Genomic DNA, 21,302 nt, shown 5'->3' with positions numbered 1-21,302 from the left:
GATGAGAGCTGAAGAGCTGACGAAAGAAGCTGAGGTGTCGCGGAAGCGTGCCTTTGCTATTTCGTGCTCTTCAGCCTCTCTGGCACTGTTTGGCGGATTGGCGGCCTTCTTTGTTGTTGCCGGCAATTTCAAACCAAGCGGGGGTGAGGAGGCAATCGTGGATCAGGATTTCTTCCTTATCGTTGTCAACCTCATTCCTCTGGTGGCTATCATTGCAGCATTGTCGTTTGCTGCGCTGCTGTTCCAAGCCCCGCTAAGGGCTGTTTCTGTTGCGATGACAGCGTTGCTTGTTCTTGTCGCGGGTGGGTTGGCATATCTGTTTTTCCGATATTCCGATCCCTCATCAAAGCAGGATCAGGCTTATCTAGTGGCTGCTTTGGTACCGGCTATGGCAGCGATATTGGTGAACTGGCTCTCCATCATTCTGCGCGTGAAGAGGCGGATCAACATGGATAAAGTAGGGAAGCTGGCATGAAATCAGTTCTTTGCTTTGGCGATTCCCTGACCTGGGGATCGAACGCGGAAACGGGTGGCCGGCATAGCCATGACGATCTCTGGCCGAGCGTCTTGCAAAGGGCGCTCGGTTCCGATGTGCATGTGATCCATGAAGGTCTTGGCGGTCGTACCACTGCCTATGACGATCTGACGGCCGATTGCGACCGCAACGGTGCGCGGATTCTTCCGACGCTGCTGCACAGCCACGCGCCGCTTGATCTGGTCATCATCATGCTCGGCACCAACGACATGAAGCCATCGATCCATGGATCGGCAATTGTCGCCATGAAGGGTGTCGAACGGCTGGTGAAGCTCGTCCGCAACCATGTATGGCAGGTAGCCGAATGGGAAGCGCCTGACGTGCTGATCGTCGCGCCGCCGCAGCTTTGCGAAACGGCGAACCCCGTCATGGGCGCGATCTTTCGCGATGCGATCGATGAATCGGCGATGCTGGCATCCGTTTACCGGGACCTTGCCGACGAGCTTGATTGCGGCTTTTTCGATGCAGGTTCCGTCGCCCGCACGACGCCGGTGGATGGCGTCCATCTGGATGCTGAAAATACGCGGGCCATTGGGCGAGGGCTGGAGCCCGTCGTCCGCATGATGCTCGGACTTTAAGAACAATTCCCGGTCGTGGCGCTGCTCGCGACCCGATAGGACAAGGCAGGATTTCCAATGGCTCAATCTTATGACGTCATCATCATCGGTTCGGGACCGGGCGGTTATATTGCCGCGATCCGCGCAGCCCAGCTCGGCATGAAGGTTGCCGTCGTGGAGCGTGAGCATCTGGCCGGCATCTGCTCCAACTGGGGCTGTATTCCGACCAAAGCGCTGCTGCGCACCGCCGATGTCATGCACACCGCCACTCATGCCAAGGATTATGGCCTGACGCTGGAAGGCTCGATCAAGCCGGACGTCAAGGCAATCGTGGCGCGTTCGCGCGGCATTGCTGCGCGCATGAACAATGGCGTCGGTTTCCTGTTCAAGAAGAACAAGGTCGATATCATCTGGGGTGAAGCGAAGATCACCAAGCCGGGCGAGATCGTCGTCGGCAAGTCCGCCAAGCCGGTGGTTCAGCCGCAGGGTCCGGTTCCGAAGAACACGCTGGGTGAGGGCACCTACACCGCCAAGCACATCATCGTCGCGACAGGCGCCCGCCCGCGCGCACTGCCCGGCATTGAGCCCGATGGCAAGCTGATCTGGACCTATTTCGAGGCAATGAAGCCGGAAGAACTGCCAAAGTCGCTGCTCGTCATGGGCTCGGGCGCCATCGGCATCGAATTCGCCAGCTTCTACCGCACCATGGGTGTGGACGTGACCGTCGTCGAGATCATGAGTCAGGTCATGCCGGTCGAGGATGCAGAAATCTCCACCTTCGCCAAGAAGCAGCTCGAAAAGCAGGGCATGAAAATTCATCTGGAGACCAAGGTTTCCAAGGTGGAGAAGGGCGCGAACTCCATCACCGCGACGCTCGAGAAGAAGGACGGTTCTTCCGAGAAGATCACCGCCGACCGGATGATTTCCGCCGTCGGCGTCGTCGCCAATATCGAAGGTATCGGCCTCGAGGCTGCCGGCGTGAAGACGGATCGCGGCTTCATCGTCATCGACGGTTACGGCAAGACCAATGTGCCTGGCATCTACGCCATCGGCGACGTCGCCGGCCCGCCGCTGCTCGCCCACAAGGCCGAACATGAGGCCGTCATCTGCGTCGAAAAGATCGCCGGTCTGCCGAATGTGCATCCGATGGACAAGCTCAAGATTCCGGGCTGCACCTATTGCAACCCGCAGGTCGCCTCGGTTGGTCTCACCGAAGCCAAGGCTAAGGAACAGGGCCGCGATATTCGCGTCGGTCGCTTCTCCTTTGCGGCGAACGGCAAGGCCGTGGCGCTTGGCGAAGATCAGGGCATGGTCAAGACCATCTTCGACAAGAAGACGGGTGAGCTGCTTGGCGCGCATATGGTGGGCGCGGAAGTCACCGAACTCATCCAGGGCTTCGTTGTTGCGATGAATCTGGAGACGACAGAAGAAGACCTGATGCACACGATCTTCCCGCATCCGACCATTTCGGAATCGATGAAAGAAAGCGTGCTCGACGCCTATGGGCGTGTGCTGAACGCATAAGTGCTCCGTGATACCCGGCATTGTCTAACCATGCCGGGTGTCCCATATGTCTCGATGCAGGCTCCTTAAAAGGGGCTGGTTCTTTCAGGGAGCGTGGGAATGGAAAGTGTAGGCTGGATTGCAGCAATCATCATCGGCGGTCTCGCCGGCTGGCTTGCGGGCAAGCTCATGGATATGCGCTTCGGCATTTTCATGAACATCGTCCTTGGCATCGTCGGTTCGGTGGTTGCCGTTGCTGTGCTTCGAACCTTCGATGTTTTCGTGCAGGACAGCAGGCTCGGCTATTTCGTCACCTCGTTCATCGGCGCCAGCCTTTTGCTGTTTCTGGCGAAGCTGGTACGGCGCTGAAAGGCTTCGTGACCGGAAGGGGCTTACGCTTTTTCTGGAATTGTTCTAAAGCATCGGGCCAACAGATGTTTAGGTCGCCAGGGGCGATGGAAGCAGGTTTTTAATGGTCACTATTCTCGACAGGACGTCGTCCGACGAAAAGCGCATTCGCCACCCGGAAAAGGCGCATAAGCCCGATACCGAGGTGATGCGCAAGCCGGAGTGGATCCGCGTCAAGGCACCGACCTCCAAGGGTTATCACGAGACGCGCGAACTGGTGCGCAGCCACAAGCTCGTCACGGTGTGCGAAGAAGCCGGCTGTCCGAATATTGGCGAGTGCTGGGACAAGAAGCACGCGACCTTCATGATCATGGGTGAGATTTGCACCCGTGCCTGCGCCTTCTGCAATGTCGCCACCGGCAAGCCCAATCCGCTTGATATGAACGAACCCGAGAACGTCGCCAAAGCCGTGAAGCAGATGGGGCTTTCGCACGTCGTCATCACCTCGGTTGACCGTGACGATCTCGCCGATGGCGGTGCTGAACATTTCGAAAAGGTCATCTGGGCGATCCGCGCCGCGTCTCCGACGACAACAATCGAAATCCTCACGCCCGACTTCCTGAAGAAGCCCGGTGCGCTGGAACGTGTCGTCGCCGCCAAGCCTGACGTCTTCAACCACAATATGGAAACCGTTCCGGGCAATTACCTCACGGTTCGTCCGGGTGCGCGTTACTTCCACTCCGTACGCCTGTTGCAGCGGGTGAAGGAACTGGACCCGACGATGTTCACCAAGTCAGGCATCATGGTCGGCCTTGGCGAAGAGCGCAACGAAGTGCTGCAATTGATGGACGACCTGCGCAGCGCTGACGTAGACTTCCTGACCATCGGCCAATATCTGCAGCCGACCCGCAAGCACCACAAGGTTGAGGCTTACGTCACGCCGGAGGAATTCAAGTCCTACGAGACGGTGGCCTATACCAAGGGCTTCCTGATGGTCTCGTCCAGCCCGTTGACCCGGTCGTCCCACCATGCCGGTGACGATTTCGAACGCCTGCGTGCGGCCCGCGAAAAGAAGCTGCTAGCAGCTGCGGAATAAGAGGCAGAGGTTCGGCAAGTCATGCCTAGGCTTGTCCCAAGCATCCGCGACCTATCGATTATACGATACGGGGTTGGATTCCCGGGACAGGCCGGAGGACAACGTGAGTGGGAAGCGAGGCTAGTAAAATAGCTCAGCCGTCTGTCGCTGGTCTTCACCCGGATTACACCACAACCTTCTCCGGCCGATGCGCCCGCATGCATAGAACGACGCTCAGCACCACCGAGCAGATTGCGACGATCTCGACAAGCGTCGGGCCACGTCCTTCCCAAAGAAAACCGTAAAGCAGCGCAAACAGCGTTTCGAAAAGGATCATCTGCCCGACCATGGTGAGCGGCAGAAGGCGGCTCATCCTGTTCCAGAGCGCATTTCCCAAAATGGAAGCGGTGAAACCGAGCCCTGCCGCGACCGCGGCAAAATGCAGCCAGTCCTCTGTACCATGCGTGTTTTCGCCAAAGATGAAGGCGGGGATGGCGAGCGCAAGGGCAAGAGCGCCGGTTACCACACCCGTCATCATGTTCCAGTCGTCCGCACTGACGTCATGAAGGTGGGACAGCCAACGGGCATTGCCAACCGCGAAGGCCGTCCATGATGCGAGCGCGCCCAGCGCGCAGGCAAGGCCAAGGATGCGCGACATATCCAACCCCGTATCGCTTTCCGTTAGCGACTGCCAGGAGATGCCGATAATGCCGATCGCACCGAAGGCAAGCGACGGCCAGAGCCGTTTCAGCGACACCGCGCCGTGATCGCGACTGCCGATGACAGTAACGGCAACCGGCAGGAAGCCGATAATGATCGACGTGAAGGCGACGCCGCTCAGTTTCACTGCCGTCGATATGAAGACATAATAGGCGATGTTGCCAATCATGCTCAGCCAGCCGAGCGCGAACCATTCGCGCGCACCGAAATGGGCCGATACCCGTTTGAGGCGCGGCCCGATGATAATGAGGGAAATCAGCCCGTAGGTGAGATAACGCGCCGTCGAGAGTTGCAGCGCGGAAAAATCCGGCACGAGTTTGGGTGCGAGGAATATACCGCCCCAGAGCGCACCCGCCAGCATGCCGTAAAAAACACCGAGACCTGTTCTGTTCATGTCATGTCACATCCGCATTCACATTTGCTTGCGATGTGCCACAGCCCTTTGCAGCTGTCTTGACAAAAACTCCTGACCGGATGTGCCGGTGGTTTTAATGAATCCCGTAGGTCCGACGGTAGGCTGCGGGCGTTTCACCCACTGCATTGCGCATGGCCCGCGTCAGTGCAGTCTGGTCGGAAAAACCGGCCCGCAAGGCGATCTCGGCAATCGGCAGAGTGGAATTGCTGAGCAATGCACGGACCTTGTCCATGCGCAGCCCGGCCAGCCAGCGGTGAGGCGGAAGGCCGAATTCCTCGAGAAACAGCGCATGCAGGCGGCTGTCGCTGATGGTCACGCAGGAGGCGAGCATCTCTATGGTCCAGGGGAAGAACGGTTCCGCCCTGATAAGTGCAACGAGCCTGTGCAGGCGTTGGCGGATGTCGGCTTTCTCATTGGCAAGGCTGTCGATCAGGAGCGGTGCCCACAGGCCGGCAATATCGTCGCGTCGCCCCTCTGTTCCGATGACACCGCGCATATAGGCGATCAATTGCCGGGTATCCTGCGCGATATCGAGAAACGGCGAATGGGCGAATTTCTCGAGCGTTTGCTCGGGAAGGGCTTCTTCATCGATATCGACCACCAGCGAGTGGTTGCTTGCCGTCGCTTCCTGCGTATGCGGCGCATCGCGATGGATGAACACGCCGCGTCCGGCCGACAATTCGTCCTGCCGTCCCGCCACATCGATCAGAAGCCGCCCGGAAACCGGAAGAACGATCTGAACGAAGCCATGCCGCTCCTTCGGTCTTTCTTCCCTGTAGGTTCTGATATCGGCGGATGCGGCTGTCATGACGCTGTCGTTTCCATTGTGCAAAGAAATGGCCGCCTCGAAAAAGCGGCCAGTTTCATTGTTTGATTATGACATCGTCTTGAAGATTGGGCCAGTCGGCTTTATCGGTCGGCTCTGCGCGCCGGCGATTAACAGTCTTCCTTGGCGGTCGATTCGCCGCGTTTGCGCTTGCGCAGAACCGGCTTGTTCTCTCTCGCCTCGCATTTCGCGACGTCGATCAGATAGGCAAGCACGGGCATGCCGTTCATCGACGCGAGTTGCTTGGCGGATTCGAGAAGGTTGATGATGTTGGAAAAATCGTCCATCGGCTCACTCAGTGGCTCAAAGCGGTTATATGTCGGGTCTGAACCCAAGGATGAATACGCTGGGTGAAATCGGGAGCTTCCAGCGCCGTTGCATCCAATGGGTGTAATATTAGTCGCAAATAAATAGCAATCCCTGCGACGGGGTTACAATAGTCAATTTTCCGTAACTGTCATGCACGGAGAAGATATTGCTGCGGGGCGATGGCAGAAAAATCCAGCAGTCAGATGAGGTTTCTGAAATGCCAAACTATCTTCACAGGCTGGAAGATGCTGCTGCGATCATCGCCGGGGCGCAGCGAATCATGGTCGTGGGCTGTTCCGGCGGCGGCAAATCGACGCTTTCGCAGAAGCTCGCGCGCAATTTCGGACTTCGCTACATCTCCATGGATCGAGATGTTTTCTGGCTGCCTGGCTGGCAGGCGCGCCCGCGCGACGAGCAGCGGGAGAGGATAGCCACCATCATTGCCGAGGAGCGCTGGTTGATGGATGGCAGCAACCCGTCGTCTTTCGATATACGGCTGCCGCGATCCCACATCGTTTTGTGGGTGCGCATGCCGCGCTGGCTCTGCCTGTGGGGCGCCGTCAGCCGGGCGATCAAGGGGTATGGCAAGGCCCGCCCGGAAATGGCGGAGGGGTGCCCCGAAAGAATAGACATCGAATTCCTGCGCTATATCTGGAATTTCGAGCGGCGCCATACGCCCATCTTCGAGCAGAATTTCGCGCTTTATGGTCCTGATGTGCCGGTATTCCAGCTGAAAAGCCGAAAACAGTTTCGCCGCCTTCTTGATCTTCTGCGTATCGAGGATTAACTGCCGCTCATGCCACAGTTCGAAACGCATCGTCACGTCAAACACTCGCCAGACCGCATGTACGACCTCGTCGCCGATGTGGAGAAATATCCGCAGTTTCTGCCCCTTTGCGAGGCGCTCACCGTCCGTTCGCGCAAGGAGCGCGATGGCAAGGTGTTGCTGGTGGCGGATATGACGGTGGGCTACAAGGCCATTCGCGAAACCTTCACCACGCAGGTGCTGCTGAACCCGGCCGAGCGCGCCATCGACGTGAAATATATCGACGGTCCGTTTAAATATCTCGACAATCGCTGGCGTTTCGAGCCTGCCGACGAGGGCGGCTCAGCCATTCATTTCTTCATCGATTACGAATTCAAGAACCGTCTGCTCGGCGCGGTCATGGGGTCGATGTTCGACCGGGCCTTTCGCATGTTCGCAGAAGCCTTCGAAACGCGTGCGGATAAAATCTACACGGACCCGGCCTGATTGAGGGCAATCAGCATCTCAAGCGCCGTTCTCACCGTCGCAAGCCGGATTTCTGTGCGGCCGATCTCGCCATAACGCATTTCTCGATGCAGGATTTTACCGCTGCGCGCCTTTGCGGCCAGATGCACCAGCCCCACCGGCTTGTCGGGGGAACCGCCACCCGGACCGGCGATGCCAGTTACCGCCACGGCGAAATCCGCGCGGGAACGGAAGAGGGCGCCATGCGCCATCTGCAACGCCGTCTGCCGGGATACCGCGCCGAAATTCGCCAGCGTCTCGGCGCCAACGCCCAGCATGTCCATCTTGGCTTCATTGGTATAGGTGACAAAACCACGGTCAACGACAGCGGAGGAGCCGGCAATCTCCGTCAGGGCACCGGCGATCAGGCCGCCCGTGCAGCTTTCCGCGGTCGAGACCATGAAACCATGCGTGGTGAAATCGACAATGATCTGTCGCGCCAGCTCTTCTATGTCGGCGGGAAAAAGGCTCATAAGGGTCTACCCCTGTAGACGACAGTAGCGGTGGCGATTGCAGCGATGCCTTCCCGGCGGCCGACGAAACCGATGGTCTCATTGGTCGTCGCCTTCACCGAGCAGCGCTCCAGCGCGATGCCCAGCATGTCCGACAGTGCTTCGCGCATGGCTTGCCGATGCGGGCCGATGCGCGGTGCTTCCGCAATCAGCGAGACATCGGCATTCATGATCGTGCCGCCATTGTCGCGAACCACTTTGGCCGCATGTTCGAGGAAGATGCGCGAGGCGGCACCCTTCCATTGCGGATCGGAAGGCGGGAAGTGATCGCCGATATCGCCGGCGCCACAGGTGGCGAGCAGCGCATCCGTCAGCGCATGCAAAGCCACATCGGCATCCGAATGACCTTTGAGTTTCTGGTCGTGTTCGATGAAGACGCCGCACAACGTCACGCCGTCGCCGGCTTCCAGCTGATGCACGTCGTAACCATTGCCGGTGCGCACGTCCGGCAATCCGTGGGAGAGCTTTTCATCGGCCATGGTGATATCCCGCTTGAGAGTGAGTTTTACATTGTCGACCGAACCTTCGGTCAGCGTCACCGTCAGTCCCGCCCATTCGGCAATCGAAGCATCATCGGTAAAATCGGACTTTCCGGAGGCGGCAGCGGCGCGGTGCGCGGCGAGAATATCGCCGTAGCCGAAACTCTGCGGTGTCTGCGCGGCATAAAGCCCCTGCCGGGAAACCGTTTCCACGACGCGACCATCCGAGCCGCGCTTCAGCGTGTCGGTGACGGAGAGGGCAGGCAGAACGCCGCTGGCGCCGGCCCGGTGCAGGGCGACGATGCGTTCCAGCATGTCCACGGAGACGAAAGGCCGCACGGCATCATGGATCATCACATGCGTCAGCTCTTCCGAAGAGAGTGCTTCCAGCCCGGCAAGCACCGATTGCTGGCGTGTTGCGCCGCCCGTGACGGTAACGATCCGCTCGCCGGCATCAAGCCGCTGGAGGATCGGCGACAGCAGTGCCGCATCGTCTGCATGGCCGACGATCACGATGGGGGAGGCACGATCCCAGGCAAGGAAGGTCGACAATGTATGCTCGATCACGGCCCTGCCTCCGATAGGGCGATATTGTTTCGGCCCTTCCTCGGGAGAACCCGCTCTTTCTCCGCGTCCGGCGGCGACGATGACGATGCCGAGTTTCATGGTACTTTCCTGCATTGGTCTTATGCTTTGCGCGCAACCCTTAGCGGTTGACAGTCCTGCTCTAGCGTTTCAAAACCCGGATGGCCAGCCCGATAAGACGCGCATTCGCCCCTGCATGATGCAGGATCAGCCACCATTGCGTGTTCGAACCTGCACAAATTGCTGCCGACAGCAAAACAGGCAGGCAGTCGCCCAGCAAATAAAAGGTGCAACCCTCTAAAAGTGCTTGGCAACTGCACAAACACTGTCTAAAAATAATGCAAATAACCCTTCTGCATGAAAGATCATCAATTGCATCTTCCGGAGTTGTCAGAACCGTTCAGCATCGGCTCAGTCACGATCCGTAATCGTGCCGTGCTGGCGCCCATGTCGGGTGTGACGGATCTACCGTTCCGGCAGCTTGCCTGGCGTTATGGCGCGGGCCTTGTCGTTACGGAAATGGTGGCAAGCCGTGAGCTCGTCGCCAACCGAGGGGAATCCTGGGCGCGGCTGAAAAATGCCGGCATGGTTCCGCATATGGTGCAGCTCGCCGGGCGCGAAGCGCATTTCATGGCCGAGGCAGCCAAGATCGCCGCCGATAATGGCGCCGGAATCATCGATATCAATATGGGCTGTCCAGCCAAGAAGGTGACGGGTGGTTATTCCGGCTCGGCTTTGATGCGCGATCCCGATCATGCACTCTCGCTCATCGAGGCGACTGTCGGCGCGGTCGATGTACCCGTGACGCTGAAGATGCGGCTCGGCTGGGACGAAAACACGATCAATGCGCCGGAGATCGCCCGCCGGGCTCAAGCCGCAGGTGTTCAGCTGATCACCATTCACGGCCGCACCCGCATGCAGTTTTACGAGGGGCGGGCGGACTGGAATGCCATCCGCGCCGTGCGTGAGGTGATTTCCGTGCCGCTGATCGCCAATGGCGATGTGGAAACGGCCGGGGACGCACGGGAAATCCTGCGCCGCTCGGGTGCTGATGCCGTCATGGTCGGGCGCGGCGCGCAGGGGCAACCCTGGCTGCCGGCGGTGCTTGCCGGACATTCAGCGCCGCACCGCGACGATATTCCCGCCATCGCCATCGAACATTACGAGATGATGCTGGAATTTTATGGAAGGGAAGCCGGTCTCCGGCATGCCCGCAAACACCTCGGCTGGTATCTCGACCGTTTCGCGCCAGAGATCGCCACGCCTGACAAGGCTGAAATCATGACATCGCGTGACACGGCGGAAGTGGCGGATCTGCTGCGCTCCGCCCTTAGCGAAAATGCGGGCGAAGACGCCGCAAGGAAGGCCGCATGAGCGCTGACAAACACAGCCCGGCAGATGCAAACCCGCTTGCCATGGCGGTTCTGAACGCGGTGCAGAACCCGGTTATTCTGGTGGATGCCGAAGGTTTCATCGCCTTCGCTAACTGGGAAGCCGAAGCCTTTTTCGGGGCGAGCGCCTCCCATCTCGCGCGCTACCGCGTTTCCACCTTCATTCCATTCGGCAGCCCGTTGCTCGCACTGATCGATCAGGTGCGGGAGCGCCGCGCGCCGGTCAACGAATATCGCGTCGATCTGAGTTCGCCGCGTCTTGGCCAGGACAAGCTGGTCGATCTTTATGTCGCGCCCGTTGTCAGCGAACCGGGATCGGTGGTCGTCGTCTTCCAGGAGAGGTCGATGGCCGACAAGATCGACCGGCAATTGACCCACCGGGCGGCGGCGCGCTCCGTTACCGGCCTTGCCTCCATGCTCGCCCATGAGATCAAGAACCCGCTGTCTGGCATTCGCGGCGCTGCCCAGCTGCTTGAGACGTCGGTTGCCGATGAAGACCGGGCGCTGACGCGGCTGATCTGCGACGAGACCGACCGCATCGTCTCGCTGGTCGACCGTATGGAGGTGTTTTCCGACGAGCGGCCGGTGGATCGCGTGCCGGTCAACATCCATTCCGTGCTCGATCATGTGAAGGCCATCGCCAAGGCCGGTTTTGCCCGCAACATCAAGATTTCGGAAAACTACGACCCCTCGTTGCCGCCTGTTTATGCCAATCGCGACCAGCTGGTGCAGGTGTTTCTCAATCTGGTGAAGAATGCGGCGGAAGCCGTGGGCAACCAGCCGGACGGCGAAATCATCCTCACCACCGCCTATCGCCCCGGCATGCGGCTTTCGGTCGCCGGCAGCCGCGAGCGCATCTCGCTGCCGCTCGAATTCTGCGTTCATGACAATGGACCAGGCGTTCCGGCCGATCTTTTGCCACATCTTTTCGATCCCTTCATCACCACCAAGACGAATGGTTCGGGCCTCGGGCTGGCGCTTGTCGCCAAGCTGATCGGCGCCCATGGCGGCATTGTGGAATGCGACAGCCAGAACCACCGCACGACTTTCCGCGTATTGATGCCCGTCTCGCCGGAAGTGGCGCTCGACGACCGCTCTTTGCCGAACACGACAGGAAATGACCAATGACAGCTACGATCCTCGTCGCCGATGATGATGCCGCAATCCGCACGGTGCTGAACCAGGCGCTGAGCCGCGCCGGTTACGACGTGCGCATCACCTCCAATGCCGCCACGCTCTGGCGCTGGGTTTCGGCGGGCGAGGGCGATCTTGTCGTAACCGATGTCGTGATGCCGGATGAAAACGCCTTCGACCTTCTGCCGCGCATCAAGAAGGCCCGCCCGGACCTGCCGGTTCTGGTCATGAGTGCGCAGAACACCTTCATGACGGCCATCAAGGCCTCGGAAAAAGGCGCTTACGACTATCTGCCGAAGCCCTTCGACCTGACGGAACTGATCGCCATCATCGGCCGCGCTTTGTCTGAGCCGAAGCGCAAGCCGGCGAAGCTCGATGACGACATGCAGGACGGCATGCCGCTCGTTGGCCGCTCGGCGGCGATGCAGGAAATCTACCGCGTTCTCGCCCGCCTGATGCAGACCGACCTGACGCTGATGATCACCGGTGAATCCGGCACCGGCAAGGAACTGGTGGCGCGCGCGCTGCATGATTACGGCAAACGCCGCAACGGCCCCTTCGTCGCCATCAACATGGCGGCAATCCCGCGCGACCTGATCGAATCCGAACTCTTCGGCCATGAGAAGGGCGCCTTCACCGGCGCGCAGAACCGCTCGACCGGCCGTTTCGAACAGGCCGAGGGCGGCACGCTGTTCCTCGACGAGATCGGCGACATGCCAATGGACGCCCAGACACGCCTGCTGCGCGTGTTGCAGCAGGGCGAATATACGACGGTGGGCGGCCGTACGCCGATCCGCACCGATGTCCGCATCGTTGCCGCCACCAACAAGGACCTGAAGCAGTCGATCAATCAGGGCCTTTTCCGCGAAGACCTCTATTATCGCCTGAACGTCGTGCCGCTGCGGCTGCCGCCGCTGCGTGACCGCGCCGAGGATATTCCCGATCTGGTGCGCCACTTCATCCAGCAGGGCGAAAAGGAAGGTCTGGAAGGCAAGCGTTTCGAGAGCGAGGCGCTGGAGGTCATGAAGGCCTATGCCTGGCCGGGCAACGTGCGCGAGCTGGAAAACCTGATCCGCCGCCTGATGGCGCTTTACCCGCAGGAAGTCATCACCCGCGAGATCATCGAGCAGGAATTGCAATCGGATGTTCCCGACAGCCCGCTCGACAAGATGGCGGTCCGTACGGGGTCGCTCACCATTTCGCAGGCGGTGGAAGAAAATATGCGGGATTATTTCGCCAGTTTCGGCGATGGCCTGCCGCCGCCCGGCCTTTACGACCGCGTTCTGCGCGAACTCGAATATCCACTGATTCTCGCGGCTTTGACGGCGACACGCGGCAACCAGATCAAGGCCGCCGATCTTCTCGGCCTGAACCGCAATACGCTGCGCAAGAAAATCCGCGAGCTTGGCGTTTCCGTTTATCGCAGCTCCCGCCCAAGCTGAGAATGTTGACAAGGTCGCATTTGTCGTTGCACTTTCGCCACATTGTGTTGCTTGAAAAACACTAGGAAGGAAAGAGATTCGCCGGTCTGAGGCGCGTCTTACCTGACTTCAGAAATGTGGTGCTGGCTGGCCAGCGATTGGGAGTAGTGCATGCGGAAACCCGCCGCCGAAAACGCCGTTGCCGATGAAGCAGCGGGCATGGTGGTTGCCGATCGCAGGATGTCTTTCGCTTTGCCGGGGCTGGTGCTCGCCGGCGTCGCTCTCGTTTGCGCCATCCTCACCCTGTTCGTGCTTCTGGGTGTCACGCCAATCGCGCCGACATCGAACGTCGTCATCGCCTCCGTCGTCATCAATTCGATCTTCGTGATCGGCCTGATCTTCCTCATCGGGCGCGAAATCAACCGGCTGCTGAAAGCGCGTAAAAAGGGCAGGGCGGCGGCGCGTCTGCATGTCCGCATCGTCGTGCTTTTCTCCATCGTGGCGATCACGCCTGCCGTGCTCGTCGCCATCTTCGCCAGTCTGACGCTGAATGTCGGTCTAGACCGCTGGTTTTCGCTGCGCACGCAGTCGATCGTCGATTCATCGAGCAATATCGCCCAAGCCTATATGATGGAGAATGCCGGTTATCTTCAGGGTCAGACCCTGTCGATGGCAACCGACCTCGACCGCAACCGTGCGCTTTTTTATCTGGATCGCACCGGCTTCGTCGATCTGATGACCCGTCAGGCCAAGGGGCGCGGCCTTCTCGGCGCGTTTCTGGTGCAGGAGGACGGCGACGCCGTTGCTCAGGCCGACATCAAGACCGAAAAACCGCTTCCCGCCATACCGCATGACGCGCTTGAAAAGGCGGCCGCCGGCCAGCCGACGCTGATACCGCCCGGTATCACCAACCTCGTCGGCGCCATTATCAAGCTCGAAGGCATCAGCGGCACCTTCCTTTACACGGTGCGCGCCGTCGATCCCAAGGTGATGAGCGCGATGCGGCTGATGGAAGAGAACCGCGCGGAATACAAGGCGATGGAGGCAGGCCGCGCGCCGCTGCAGATCGCCTTTGCGATCCTTTATCTCGGTTTCGCACTGATCGTGCTTCTCGCCGCCATCTGGACGGCGATTGCGGTGGCCGACCGTATCGTGCGGCCTATCCGTCTCCTCATCAGTGCGGCAGACAGTGTCGCCACCGGCAACATGCATGTGCTGGTTCCTGTCCGTGCGGTCGATGGCGACGTCGGGCGACTGTCGCGCACCTTCAACAAGATGGTCTCCGAACTGCGCAGCCAGCAGGAACAGATCATCGAGGCCAAGGACGATATTGATGATCGCCGCCGCTTCATCGAGGCCGTGCTGTCAGGTGTTACCGCCGCCGTCATCGGTGTCGATGAGAACCGCAGGATCACCATCGTCAATCCGTCGGGCGAAGAATTCCTGGCGCAGACATCCGAGCAGCTTATCGGCGCGCAACTGTCGGAGATCGCGCCCGAGATCGAGCAGGTCGTCAACGAGGCCAATACCTGGTCACGCGGCAATTTCCGCAAGCAGATCAACATCATGCGGCGGGGCAAGGAACGGACGCTGAATGTTCAGGTGACCCGTGAGGACGCCCGCGACAGCCGTGACAGCTACGTCATCACCCTCGACGACATCACCGATCTCGTCATCGCCCAGCGTTCGACCGCATGGTCGGATGTGGCGCGCCGCATCGCGCATGAAATCAAGAACCCGTTGACGCCAATCCAGCTTTCCGCCGAGCGTATCAAACGCCGTTTCGGCAAGCAGATCGACGAGAGCGACCGCGCCGTCTTCGACCAGTGTACGGACACCATCGTCCGGCAGGTCGGCGATATCGGCCGGATGGTGGATGAATTCTCCGCTTTTGCGCGCATGCCGAAGCCGACGAAGGAAAAGTCGGACCTGCGGGCGATTCTTAAGGATGCGGCGTTCCTGAGGGAAATCAGCGCCGCCGACACCAAGTTTGCGACGGAGCTGGGCGATATCCCGCTCGAGGGCATGTTCGATGCCCGCATGCTGGGTCAGGCCTTCGGCAATCTCATCAAGAATGCGACGGAAGCCATCGAGGCGGTGGAAGGCGAAAAACGACCGGGTAAAATTCTGGTGCGCGCCGCTTTCGACGAAGCCAATTCGCGTTTCGTGGCTGACATCATCGACAATGGCCGCGGCCTTCCCGTCGAGAACCGTCACCGCATTCTCGAACCCTATATGACGATGCGGGACAAGGGCACGGGCCTCGGCCTCGCCATCGTCAAGAAAATCATCGAAGAGCATGGCGGGTATCTGGAACTCCACGATGCCCCGCCGGAGTTCGATCACGGCCACGGCGCCATGATCAGAGTGCTGCTGCCCTATATCGAGGCGGTCGGCGGCGAAAATAACAAGGAAGCAGCATATGGCGTCTGATATTCTGGTCGTGGATGACGAGGCGGACATTCGCGAAATCGTAGCGGGCATTCTTTCCGACGAGGGCCACGAGACCCGCATGGCGTTCGACAGCGACAGTGCGCTGGCCGCCATTTCGGAGCGCGTGCCGCGTCTGATCTTTCTTGATATCTGGATGCAGGGCTCGAAGCTCGACGGTCTGGCGCTGCTGGATGAGATCAAGAGCCGCCATCCCGAAATCCCGGTGGTCATGATTTCCGGTCACGGCAATATCGAAACCGCCGTCAACGCCATCAAGCGCGGCGCGTTCGATTTCATTGAAAAGCCGTTCAAGGCTGACCGCCTGATCCTGATCGCCGAACGGGCGCTGGAAAACTCCAAGCTGAAGCGCGAGGTTCAGGAACTCAAGAAGCGCACCGGTGACGCGGTTGAACTCGTCGGCGCATCGCTTGCTGTGTCGCAGCTCCGCCAGACCATCGACCGGGTTGCGCCCACCAACAGCCGCATCATGATCCTCGGCCCCTCCGGTTCCGGCAAGGAACTTGTGGCGCGCATGGTGCACAAGAAGTCCTCGCGTGCGAGCGGGCCCTTCGTGGCGCTGAATGCCGCGACGATCACACCGGACCGCATGGAAATCGCGCTGTTCGGAACGGAAGGCCTGCCTGGGCAGCCGCGCAAGGTGGGCGCTCTGGAAGAAGCCCATCGCGGCGTGCTTTATCTCGATGAAGTCGGCGAAATGCCGCGCGAGACGCAGAACAAGATACTGCGCGTGCTGGTCGATCAGCAGTTCGAGCGCGTCGGCGGCGGCAAGCGGGTGAAGGTGGATGTGCGCATCATTTCCTCGACCGCCCATCACCTCGAAAGCCTGATTGCCGAAGGCCAGTTCCGCGAAGATCTCTATCATCGCCTCGCCGTCGTGCCGGTGAAGGTGCCGGCGCTTTCTGAGCGGCGCGAGGATATTCCGTTCCTCGTCGATATGTTCATGCGCCAGATTTCCGAGCAGGCCGGCATCCGTCCGCGCAAGATCGGCGACGACGCCATGGCCGTTCTTCAGACGCATGACTGGCCGGGCAATATCCGTCAGCTGCGCAACAATATCGAGCGGCTGATGATTCTCGCCCGTCCGGAAGGCGGCGAAGCGCCGATCTCTGCCGACATGCTGCCGTCGGATATTGGCGACATGCTGCCGAAGATTTCGGCGCAGGGCGATCAGCACATCATGACCCTGCCGCTGCGCGAAGCGCGTGAAATGTTCGAGCGCGACTATCTGATGGCGCAGATCAACCGCTTCGGCGGCAATATTTCGCGAACGGCGGAATTTGTCGGCATGGAACGGTCTGCACTGCATCGCAAACTGAAATCTCTCGGCGTATAAGGAAAGAAGGCGCTTCGCCGTAACCGATTATTCCGTCAGAGAGACAGCATGAAAGTCATCATTTGCGGCGCAGGGCAGGTGGGTTACGGCATCGCCGAACAATTGTCGCGGGAAGATAATGAAGTATCGGTGATCGATACGGCCGCGCCGCTCATCACCGCCATTACCGAGACGCTGGATGTGCGCGGTTATGTCGGCCATGGCGCGCATCCCGACATGCTGGCCAAGGCCGGCGCCGACCAGGCCGACATGATCATTGCCGTGACCTTGCATGACGAGATCAATATCGTCGCCTGTGAGGTGGCGCATGCGCTTTTCAGCGTGCCGACCAAGATCGCCCGCATCCGCGACCAGAGCTATTTGAAGCCGGAATATGCCGATCTCTTCAGCCGCGAGAACATGTCCATCGACGTGACGATTTCGCCTGAAGTCGAAGTCGGCAAGATGGTGCTCCGGCGCATCGCCTTTCCGGGCGCAACGGATGTGGTGCGTTTCGCCGACGACACGATCTACATGCTGGCCATCGAATGCATGGAGGATTGCCCGGTCATCAACACGCCGCTGCAGCAGCTTTCCAGCCTCTTTCCAGACCTCATCGCCACGGTGGTCGGGGTGTATCGGGATGGTGTCCTCAAGGTGGCGCATTCTTCGGAACAGTTGCGGGTGGGCGACCTTGCCTATGTCATCTGCCAGCGCCAGCACGCCCGCCGCACCTTAAGCCTTTTTGGCCATGAGGAGCAGGAAGCGCAGCGCATCGTGATTGCCGGCGCCGGCAATATCGGCCACTTCGTCGCGCGCAAGATCGAGGAAATGCAACCGAAAACGCGGGTAAAGATCATCGAGGCGGACCGCGACAGGGCGGTCGCCGCATCCGAACAGCTCAGCAATACCATCGTCATGCACGGCTCGGCGCTCGACCAGAAAATCCTGATGCAGGCCGATATTCAGGATGCCGATCTGATCGTCACGCTCACCAATAACGATCAGACCAATATTCTGGCCGCGGTCATTGCCAAGCAGCTCGGCTGCAAATCGAATCTGGCGCTTTTGAACAGTACGTCGTTCCACGACGTCGCCCGCTCTCTGGGGCTCGATGCCTATATCAACCCTCGGGCCGTGACGATCTCCCGCGTGCTTCAGCACGTGCGCAAGGGCCGAATCCGCTCCGTCTATGCCGTCCAGCGCGGCTCGGCTGAGGTGATCGAGGCGGAAGCGCTGGAGACGTCGCCACTGGTCGGCCAGTCCTTCCGCGACATCGATATGCCCGACGGTGTGCGCATCGGGGCGATCTATCGCGACGGCGTGGTGATCCGCCCGGATGGCAGCACGAAAATCAAGGCGAAGGACCGGGTCGTTCTGTTTGCATCCGCCGATGCCGTGCGCGACGTGGAACAACTTTTCCGCGTTTCGATACAATATTTTTGACTGTCCCGAATTGAAAATGTGGGTCAATACTCGTACTCATTCGGCTGTTTTGACCGTTGCGGAACGGAACATGATTTGATACCAGAGTTTGAGGTCGGCCAAGCGGGGGACATGACTCGGCCGGCTTATTATTGATTGATTATTTTCCGGTATCCCTGCCGGCAAAAAAGAAAGAAGCGGCGCCATGGCGGAACGTTCTCAAAACCTTCAGGATCTCTTCCTCAATACCGTTCGTAAGCAAAAGATTTCGCTCACGATTTTCCTGATCAACGGCGTCAAGCTGACGGGCGTTGTCACCTCCTTCGACAATTTCTGCGTGCTTCTGCGCCGTGACGGTCATTCGCAGCTTGTCTACAAGCATGCGATCTCCACCATCATGCCCGGCCAGCCGATGCAGATGTTCGAAAGCGAAGAAGGCGCTGCCTGATCGGGCTCCCTCGACGGATATTCGACATAGACTGACCCGGACCGGGAACATTTCCCGTGCCGTCAGGTTAATTCCCATGGCCGCCCGCGCGGATGCGGTCGGCCGCAATCCTCTTTCTGGACAAGGCTGAACCCATTTCAACGCGCGACACCTCGAATGAATCGATTATTCCGGAGCAGGAAAAGCGCCGCGACGACATGCGTGCGGTTGTCCTCGTGCCGGTCCTCAAGCAGCGCGAAACGCGCGACGCGGCTGCCGGCCCGGCTGCCCCCGGCCGTTCAGTCGAAGCCAAGCTTGAGGAAGCAAAGGGACTGGCGCTCGCCATCGATCTGGAAGTGACGCAGGGTCTCATCGTTCCGGTGAACCAGCCGCGTCCCGCCACGCTGTTTGGAACCGGCAAGATCGAAGAAATCGGTCATCTTCTCGACGAGACCGATTCCGGCCTGGTGATCGTCGATCATCCGCTGACCCCGGTGCAGCAGCGCAACCTCGAAAAGCAGTGGAATTGCAAGGTCATCGACCGCACGGGCCTGATCCTTGAAATCTTCGGTCGCCGCGCCTCCACCAAGGAAGGCACGCTGCAGGTCGATCTTGCGCATTTGAACTACCAGAAGGGCCGCCTCGTCCGAAGCTGGACCCACCTTGAACGCCAGCGCGGCGGTGCGGGCTTCATGGGCGGCCCGGGTGAAACCCAGATCGAAGCCGACCGCCGGCTTTTGCAGGAACGCATCGTCAAGCTGGAGCGCGAGCTGGAGCAGGTGGTGCGCACGCGCCAGCTACACCGCGCCAAGCGCCGCAAGGTGCCGCATCCGATCGTCGCGCTGGTCGGTTACACCAATGCCGGCAAATCCACGCTGTTCAACCGCATCACCGGCGCCGGCGTTCTGGCGGAGGATATGCTGTTCGCCACGCTCGACCCGACCTTGCGCCGCATGAAGCTGCCGCATGGCCGCACCGTCATCCTGTCCGATACGGTCGGTTTCATTTCCGATCTTCCGACGCATCTGGTCGCCGCTTTCCGCGCCACTCTGGAAGAGGTGCTGGAAGCCGATCTCGTTCTGCATGTGCGCGATATGTCCGATCCGGACAATGCCGCCCAGTCTGCGGATGTGCTGCGTATTCTTGGTGACCTCGGCATCGACGAGAAGGAAGCGGAAAAGCGCATCATCGAGGTCTGGAACAAGGTCGACCGTCTCGAGCCGGAAGCGCATGATGCCATCATGCAGCGCGCCGAAGGTCGTTCGGATATCCGCGCCGTTTCGGCCATCACGGGTGAGGGCGTCGATGCCCTGATGGACGAGATTTCAAAGCGTCTTTCCGGTGTTCTGACGGAAACGACCGTGTTGCTTTCCGTCGAACAATTGCCGTTGATCTCGTGGGTCTATAGCAATTCCATTGTCGACGGTCGTGAAGACCATGAGGATGGATCGGTTGCGCTTGATGTGCGCCTGTCCGAAGCGCAAGCGGCCGAACTGGAACGGAAGCTTGGTAAAGTGACTATCCGCGAACGCGAGGACTGGGAGCGCTAAGCGTTCCTGGGACGATTACAAGGCGCGAAAACCTCTCCCCGTCATTCCGGCCTTGAGCCGGAATCCAGCCACGACGCGTCTGCGTCGTGAAAAACGAGTCTTTTGCGATCAAGGACTGAATCGCCCTGGACCCCTGACTAAATCCGGGGTGACGGTGGGCTAAGACGAAACCGTATCAAGCGAACGTTCGATGCGTTTCGCCGCCTGCCAGAGATCTTCCATTCTCTCGAGGCTCGCTTCTTCCAGCGTTTCGCCATTTTGGGTGAGCGACGTTTCGATGTGATTGAAACGTCTGCGGAATTTCGTGTTCGTACCGCGCAGCGCATCTTCCGGATCGGCTTTGACATGCCGGCCGATATTGACGAGGGCAAAAATGAGATCGCCGAGCTCGTCCGATACCTTCTCCGGTTTTCCTTCCGCCAGCGCCTCACGCAGTTCGGCGATTTCCTCCTCGATCTTGTCGAGAATGGGAGCGGGGTTCGACCAGTCGAAACCGGCACGCGCTGCCTGTTCCTGCAGCTTCAGGGCTTCGGTCAGCGCCGGCTGGCTGCGCTGTACGCCGCCCAGAAAGCCGGCCTTGAAATCCTCGGTGATACCACGTCGCGCGCGTCGCTCTGCACGCTCGCGTTTTTCTTCCGCCTTGATACGATCCCATTGCAGTTTGACGCCGTCCGGCGTGTCGGCGTCGGATACGGCGAAGACATGGGGATGACGGCGGATCATCTTCGAGGTCACGGCATGCACGACGTCGCCGAAGGCGAATTCGCCCATCTCTTCGGCAATGCGGGCGTGGAAAACCACCTGCAGCAGAAGGTCGCCCAGTTCCTCGCAAAGATCGTCCATGTCCTTTCGCTCGATGGCGTCGGCGACTTCATAAGCCTCTTCAATGGTGTAGGGCTTGATCGTCTCGAAGGTCTGCACGACATCCCAAGGGCAACCGGTTTCCGGCTGCCGCAGGGCTTCCATGATCTCGATCAGGCGGGAAATATCCTTCGAGGCTTCCATAGTGTCTCAAACCTTCGTTCTTTGTTTCTGCGCATCGCCGGGACGGAAA

The 21,302-nt window shown here is 59.7% G+C and carries 21 protein-coding genes; 15 read left to right on the top strand and 6 right to left on the bottom strand.

Annotated elements, in window-relative coordinates; genetic code table 11:
* Position 1: 1 nt before the first annotated feature.
* The 5 genes from F3H58_RS04600 (at position 2) to lipA (ending at position 4,039) form a co-directional block, all read left to right on the top strand.
* On the top strand, positions 2-475 hold the full coding sequence (locus tag F3H58_RS04600; protein ID WP_149741394.1) for a hypothetical protein: 474 nt from the start codon (positions 2-4) through the stop codon (positions 473-475).
* Positions 472-1,113 (top strand): SGNH/GDSL hydrolase family protein, encoded by a 642-nt coding sequence (locus F3H58_RS04595; RefSeq protein ID WP_149741393.1) that lies wholly within the window; start codon positions 472-474, stop codon positions 1,111-1,113. The genes F3H58_RS04600 and F3H58_RS04595 overlap by 4 nt, the downstream gene beginning before the upstream one ends.
* Positions 1,114-1,170: 57 nt before the next feature.
* Positions 1,171-2,616 (top strand): dihydrolipoyl dehydrogenase, encoded by a 1,446-nt coding sequence (gene lpdA, locus F3H58_RS04590; protein WP_149741392.1) that lies wholly within the window; start codon positions 1,171-1,173, stop codon positions 2,614-2,616.
* Between the two features lie 99 nt (positions 2,617-2,715).
* Positions 2,716-2,964, top strand: coding sequence for a GlsB/YeaQ/YmgE family stress response membrane protein (locus tag F3H58_RS04585; protein WP_020012453.1), 249 nt, complete (start codon positions 2,716-2,718; stop codon positions 2,962-2,964).
* A gap of 103 nt (positions 2,965-3,067) precedes the next feature.
* Positions 3,068-4,039, top strand: a complete 972-nt coding sequence (lipA, locus tag F3H58_RS04580; protein ID WP_077982345.1) for a lipoyl synthase — start codon at positions 3,068-3,070, stop codon at positions 4,037-4,039.
* 163 nt (positions 4,040-4,202) lie between these two features.
* Here lipA and F3H58_RS04575 read toward each other — a convergent pair whose 3' ends face one another.
* From F3H58_RS04575 to F3H58_RS27100, 3 genes are all read right to left on the bottom strand, one after another.
* Positions 4,203-5,132, bottom strand: a complete 930-nt coding sequence (locus F3H58_RS04575; protein WP_149741391.1) for a DMT family transporter — start codon at positions 5,130-5,132, stop codon at positions 4,203-4,205.
* A 94-nt stretch (positions 5,133-5,226) separates the two neighbouring features.
* Positions 5,227-5,961, bottom strand: a complete 735-nt coding sequence (locus F3H58_RS04570; RefSeq protein ID WP_149741390.1) for a helix-turn-helix transcriptional regulator — start codon at positions 5,959-5,961, stop codon at positions 5,227-5,229.
* A 128-nt stretch (positions 5,962-6,089) separates the two neighbouring features.
* Positions 6,090-6,266 (bottom strand): hypothetical protein, encoded by a 177-nt coding sequence (locus F3H58_RS27100; RefSeq protein WP_003496171.1) that lies wholly within the window; start codon positions 6,264-6,266, stop codon positions 6,090-6,092.
* Between the two features lie 239 nt (positions 6,267-6,505).
* Between F3H58_RS27100 and F3H58_RS04560 the strand changes: the two genes are divergently transcribed.
* Both F3H58_RS04560 and F3H58_RS04555 read left to right on the top strand, forming a co-directional pair.
* Entirely contained in the window at positions 6,506-7,075 is a 570-nt protein-coding gene (locus F3H58_RS04560; RefSeq protein WP_149741389.1) for a P-loop NTPase family protein, read from the top strand.
* A 9-nt stretch (positions 7,076-7,084) separates the two neighbouring features.
* Positions 7,085-7,540: a type II toxin-antitoxin system RatA family toxin gene (locus F3H58_RS04555; RefSeq protein WP_065655387.1), complete on the top strand. Its 456-nt coding sequence runs from the start codon at positions 7,085-7,087 to the stop codon at positions 7,538-7,540.
* Here F3H58_RS04555 and F3H58_RS04550 read toward each other — a convergent pair.
* On the bottom strand, positions 7,522-8,031 hold the full coding sequence (locus tag F3H58_RS04550) for a CinA family protein (protein ID WP_149741388.1): 510 nt from the start codon (positions 8,029-8,031) through the stop codon (positions 7,522-7,524). The genes F3H58_RS04555 and F3H58_RS04550 overlap by 19 nt on opposite strands.
* Positions 8,028-9,215, bottom strand: coding sequence for a bifunctional 2-C-methyl-D-erythritol 4-phosphate cytidylyltransferase/2-C-methyl-D-erythritol 2,4-cyclodiphosphate synthase (locus F3H58_RS04545; protein WP_149741387.1), 1,188 nt, complete (start codon positions 9,213-9,215; stop codon positions 8,028-8,030). Before F3H58_RS04545 ends, F3H58_RS04550 begins: the two co-directional genes overlap by 4 nt.
* 276 nt (positions 9,216-9,491) lie before the next feature.
* Between F3H58_RS04545 and dusB the strand changes: the two genes are divergently transcribed.
* The 8 genes from dusB to hflX all read left to right on the top strand — a co-directional run bounded on the left by dusB (position 9,492) and on the right by hflX (position 20,248).
* On the top strand, positions 9,492-10,508 hold the full coding sequence (gene dusB / locus F3H58_RS04540; RefSeq protein WP_149741386.1) for a tRNA dihydrouridine synthase DusB: 1,017 nt from the start codon (positions 9,492-9,494) through the stop codon (positions 10,506-10,508).
* Complete coding sequence (locus tag F3H58_RS04535) at positions 10,505-11,653, top strand: two-component system sensor histidine kinase NtrB (RefSeq protein ID WP_035264009.1); 1,149 nt, start codon at positions 10,505-10,507, stop codon at positions 11,651-11,653. Before dusB ends, F3H58_RS04535 begins: the two co-directional genes overlap by 4 nt.
* Positions 11,650-13,101, top strand: coding sequence for a nitrogen regulation protein NR(I) (ntrC, locus tag F3H58_RS04530; protein WP_035217434.1), 1,452 nt, complete (start codon positions 11,650-11,652; stop codon positions 13,099-13,101). The genes F3H58_RS04535 and ntrC overlap by 4 nt, the downstream gene beginning before the upstream one ends.
* Before the next feature lie 150 nt (positions 13,102-13,251).
* Positions 13,252-15,513, top strand: coding sequence for a sensor histidine kinase NtrY-like (locus F3H58_RS04525; protein WP_003521349.1), 2,262 nt, complete (start codon positions 13,252-13,254; stop codon positions 15,511-15,513).
* Positions 15,503-16,867 (top strand): nitrogen assimilation response regulator NtrX, encoded by a 1,365-nt coding sequence (ntrX, locus tag F3H58_RS04520; RefSeq protein WP_003521348.1) that lies wholly within the window; start codon positions 15,503-15,505, stop codon positions 16,865-16,867. Before F3H58_RS04525 ends, ntrX begins: the two co-directional genes overlap by 11 nt.
* A gap of 48 nt (positions 16,868-16,915) precedes the next feature.
* Positions 16,916-18,292 (top strand): Trk system potassium transporter TrkA, encoded by a 1,377-nt coding sequence (gene trkA, locus F3H58_RS04515; protein ID WP_149741385.1) that lies wholly within the window; start codon positions 16,916-16,918, stop codon positions 18,290-18,292.
* A 184-nt stretch (positions 18,293-18,476) separates the two neighbouring features.
* On the top strand, positions 18,477-18,719 hold the full coding sequence (gene hfq / locus F3H58_RS04510) for an RNA chaperone Hfq (protein ID WP_003496145.1): 243 nt from the start codon (positions 18,477-18,479) through the stop codon (positions 18,717-18,719).
* A 92-nt stretch (positions 18,720-18,811) separates the two neighbouring features.
* A complete protein-coding gene (gene hflX, locus F3H58_RS04505) occupies positions 18,812-20,248 on the top strand; it encodes a GTPase HflX (protein WP_188128776.1) in 1,437 nt (478 codons plus the stop codon).
* A gap of 159 nt (positions 20,249-20,407) precedes the next feature.
* Here hflX and mazG read toward each other — a convergent pair whose 3' ends face one another.
* Positions 20,408-21,253, bottom strand: a complete 846-nt coding sequence (mazG, locus tag F3H58_RS04500; protein WP_035264017.1) for a nucleoside triphosphate pyrophosphohydrolase — start codon at positions 21,251-21,253, stop codon at positions 20,408-20,410.
* Positions 21,254-21,302 lie beyond the last annotated feature (49 nt).

This window comes from Rhizobium sp. NFACC06-2, from assembly GCF_900101425.1.
In the GTDB taxonomy this organism is placed as follows: Bacteria; Pseudomonadota; Alphaproteobacteria; order Rhizobiales; family Rhizobiaceae; genus Agrobacterium; species Agrobacterium leguminum.
This window is presented reverse-complemented; position numbering and strand designations above follow the sequence as displayed.

Excerpts from the sequence above, each read along its gene's own strand:
- F3H58_RS27100 (WP_003496171.1), bottom strand. The coding sequence starts at position 6,266 with ATGGACGATTTTTCCAACATCATCAACCTTCTCGAATCCGCCAAGCAA.
- trkA (WP_149741385.1), top strand. The coding sequence starts at position 16,916 with ATGAAAGTCATCATTTGCGGCGCAGGGCAGGTGGGTTACGGCATCGCC.
- F3H58_RS04555 (WP_065655387.1), top strand. The coding sequence starts at position 7,085 with ATGCCACAGTTCGAAACGCATCGTCACGTCAAACACTCGCCAGACCGC.
- dusB (WP_149741386.1), top strand. The coding sequence starts at position 9,492 with ATGAAAGATCATCAATTGCATCTTCCGGAGTTGTCAGAACCGTTCAGC.
- F3H58_RS04525 (WP_003521349.1), top strand. The coding sequence starts at position 13,252 with ATGCGGAAACCCGCCGCCGAAAACGCCGTTGCCGATGAAGCAGCGGGC.
- lipA (WP_077982345.1), top strand. The coding sequence starts at position 3,068 with ATGGTCACTATTCTCGACAGGACGTCGTCCGACGAAAAGCGCATTCGC.
- F3H58_RS04545 (WP_149741387.1), bottom strand. The coding sequence starts at position 9,215 with ATGAAACTCGGCATCGTCATCGTCGCCGCCGGACGCGGAGAAAGAGCG.
- ntrC (WP_035217434.1), top strand. The coding sequence starts at position 11,650 with ATGACAGCTACGATCCTCGTCGCCGATGATGATGCCGCAATCCGCACG.
- lpdA (WP_149741392.1), top strand. The coding sequence starts at position 1,171 with ATGGCTCAATCTTATGACGTCATCATCATCGGTTCGGGACCGGGCGGT.
- F3H58_RS04570 (WP_149741390.1), bottom strand. The coding sequence starts at position 5,961 with ATGACAGCCGCATCCGCCGATATCAGAACCTACAGGGAAGAAAGACCG.
- F3H58_RS04595 (WP_149741393.1), top strand. The coding sequence starts at position 472 with ATGAAATCAGTTCTTTGCTTTGGCGATTCCCTGACCTGGGGATCGAAC.
- F3H58_RS04560 (WP_149741389.1), top strand. The coding sequence starts at position 6,506 with ATGCCAAACTATCTTCACAGGCTGGAAGATGCTGCTGCGATCATCGCC.
- hflX (WP_188128776.1), top strand. The coding sequence starts at position 18,812 with ATGCGGTCGGCCGCAATCCTCTTTCTGGACAAGGCTGAACCCATTTCA.
- F3H58_RS04575 (WP_149741391.1), bottom strand. The coding sequence starts at position 5,132 with ATGAACAGAACAGGTCTCGGTGTTTTTTACGGCATGCTGGCGGGTGCG.
- F3H58_RS04600 (WP_149741394.1), top strand. The coding sequence starts at position 2 with ATGAGAGCTGAAGAGCTGACGAAAGAAGCTGAGGTGTCGCGGAAGCGT.
- F3H58_RS04585 (WP_020012453.1), top strand. The coding sequence starts at position 2,716 with ATGGAAAGTGTAGGCTGGATTGCAGCAATCATCATCGGCGGTCTCGCC.
- mazG (WP_035264017.1), bottom strand. The coding sequence starts at position 21,253 with ATGGAAGCCTCGAAGGATATTTCCCGCCTGATCGAGATCATGGAAGCC.
- F3H58_RS04550 (WP_149741388.1), bottom strand. The coding sequence starts at position 8,031 with ATGAGCCTTTTTCCCGCCGACATAGAAGAGCTGGCGCGACAGATCATT.
- F3H58_RS04535 (WP_035264009.1), top strand. The coding sequence starts at position 10,505 with ATGAGCGCTGACAAACACAGCCCGGCAGATGCAAACCCGCTTGCCATG.
- hfq (WP_003496145.1), top strand. The coding sequence starts at position 18,477 with ATGGCGGAACGTTCTCAAAACCTTCAGGATCTCTTCCTCAATACCGTT.
- ntrX (WP_003521348.1), top strand. The coding sequence starts at position 15,503 with ATGGCGTCTGATATTCTGGTCGTGGATGACGAGGCGGACATTCGCGAA.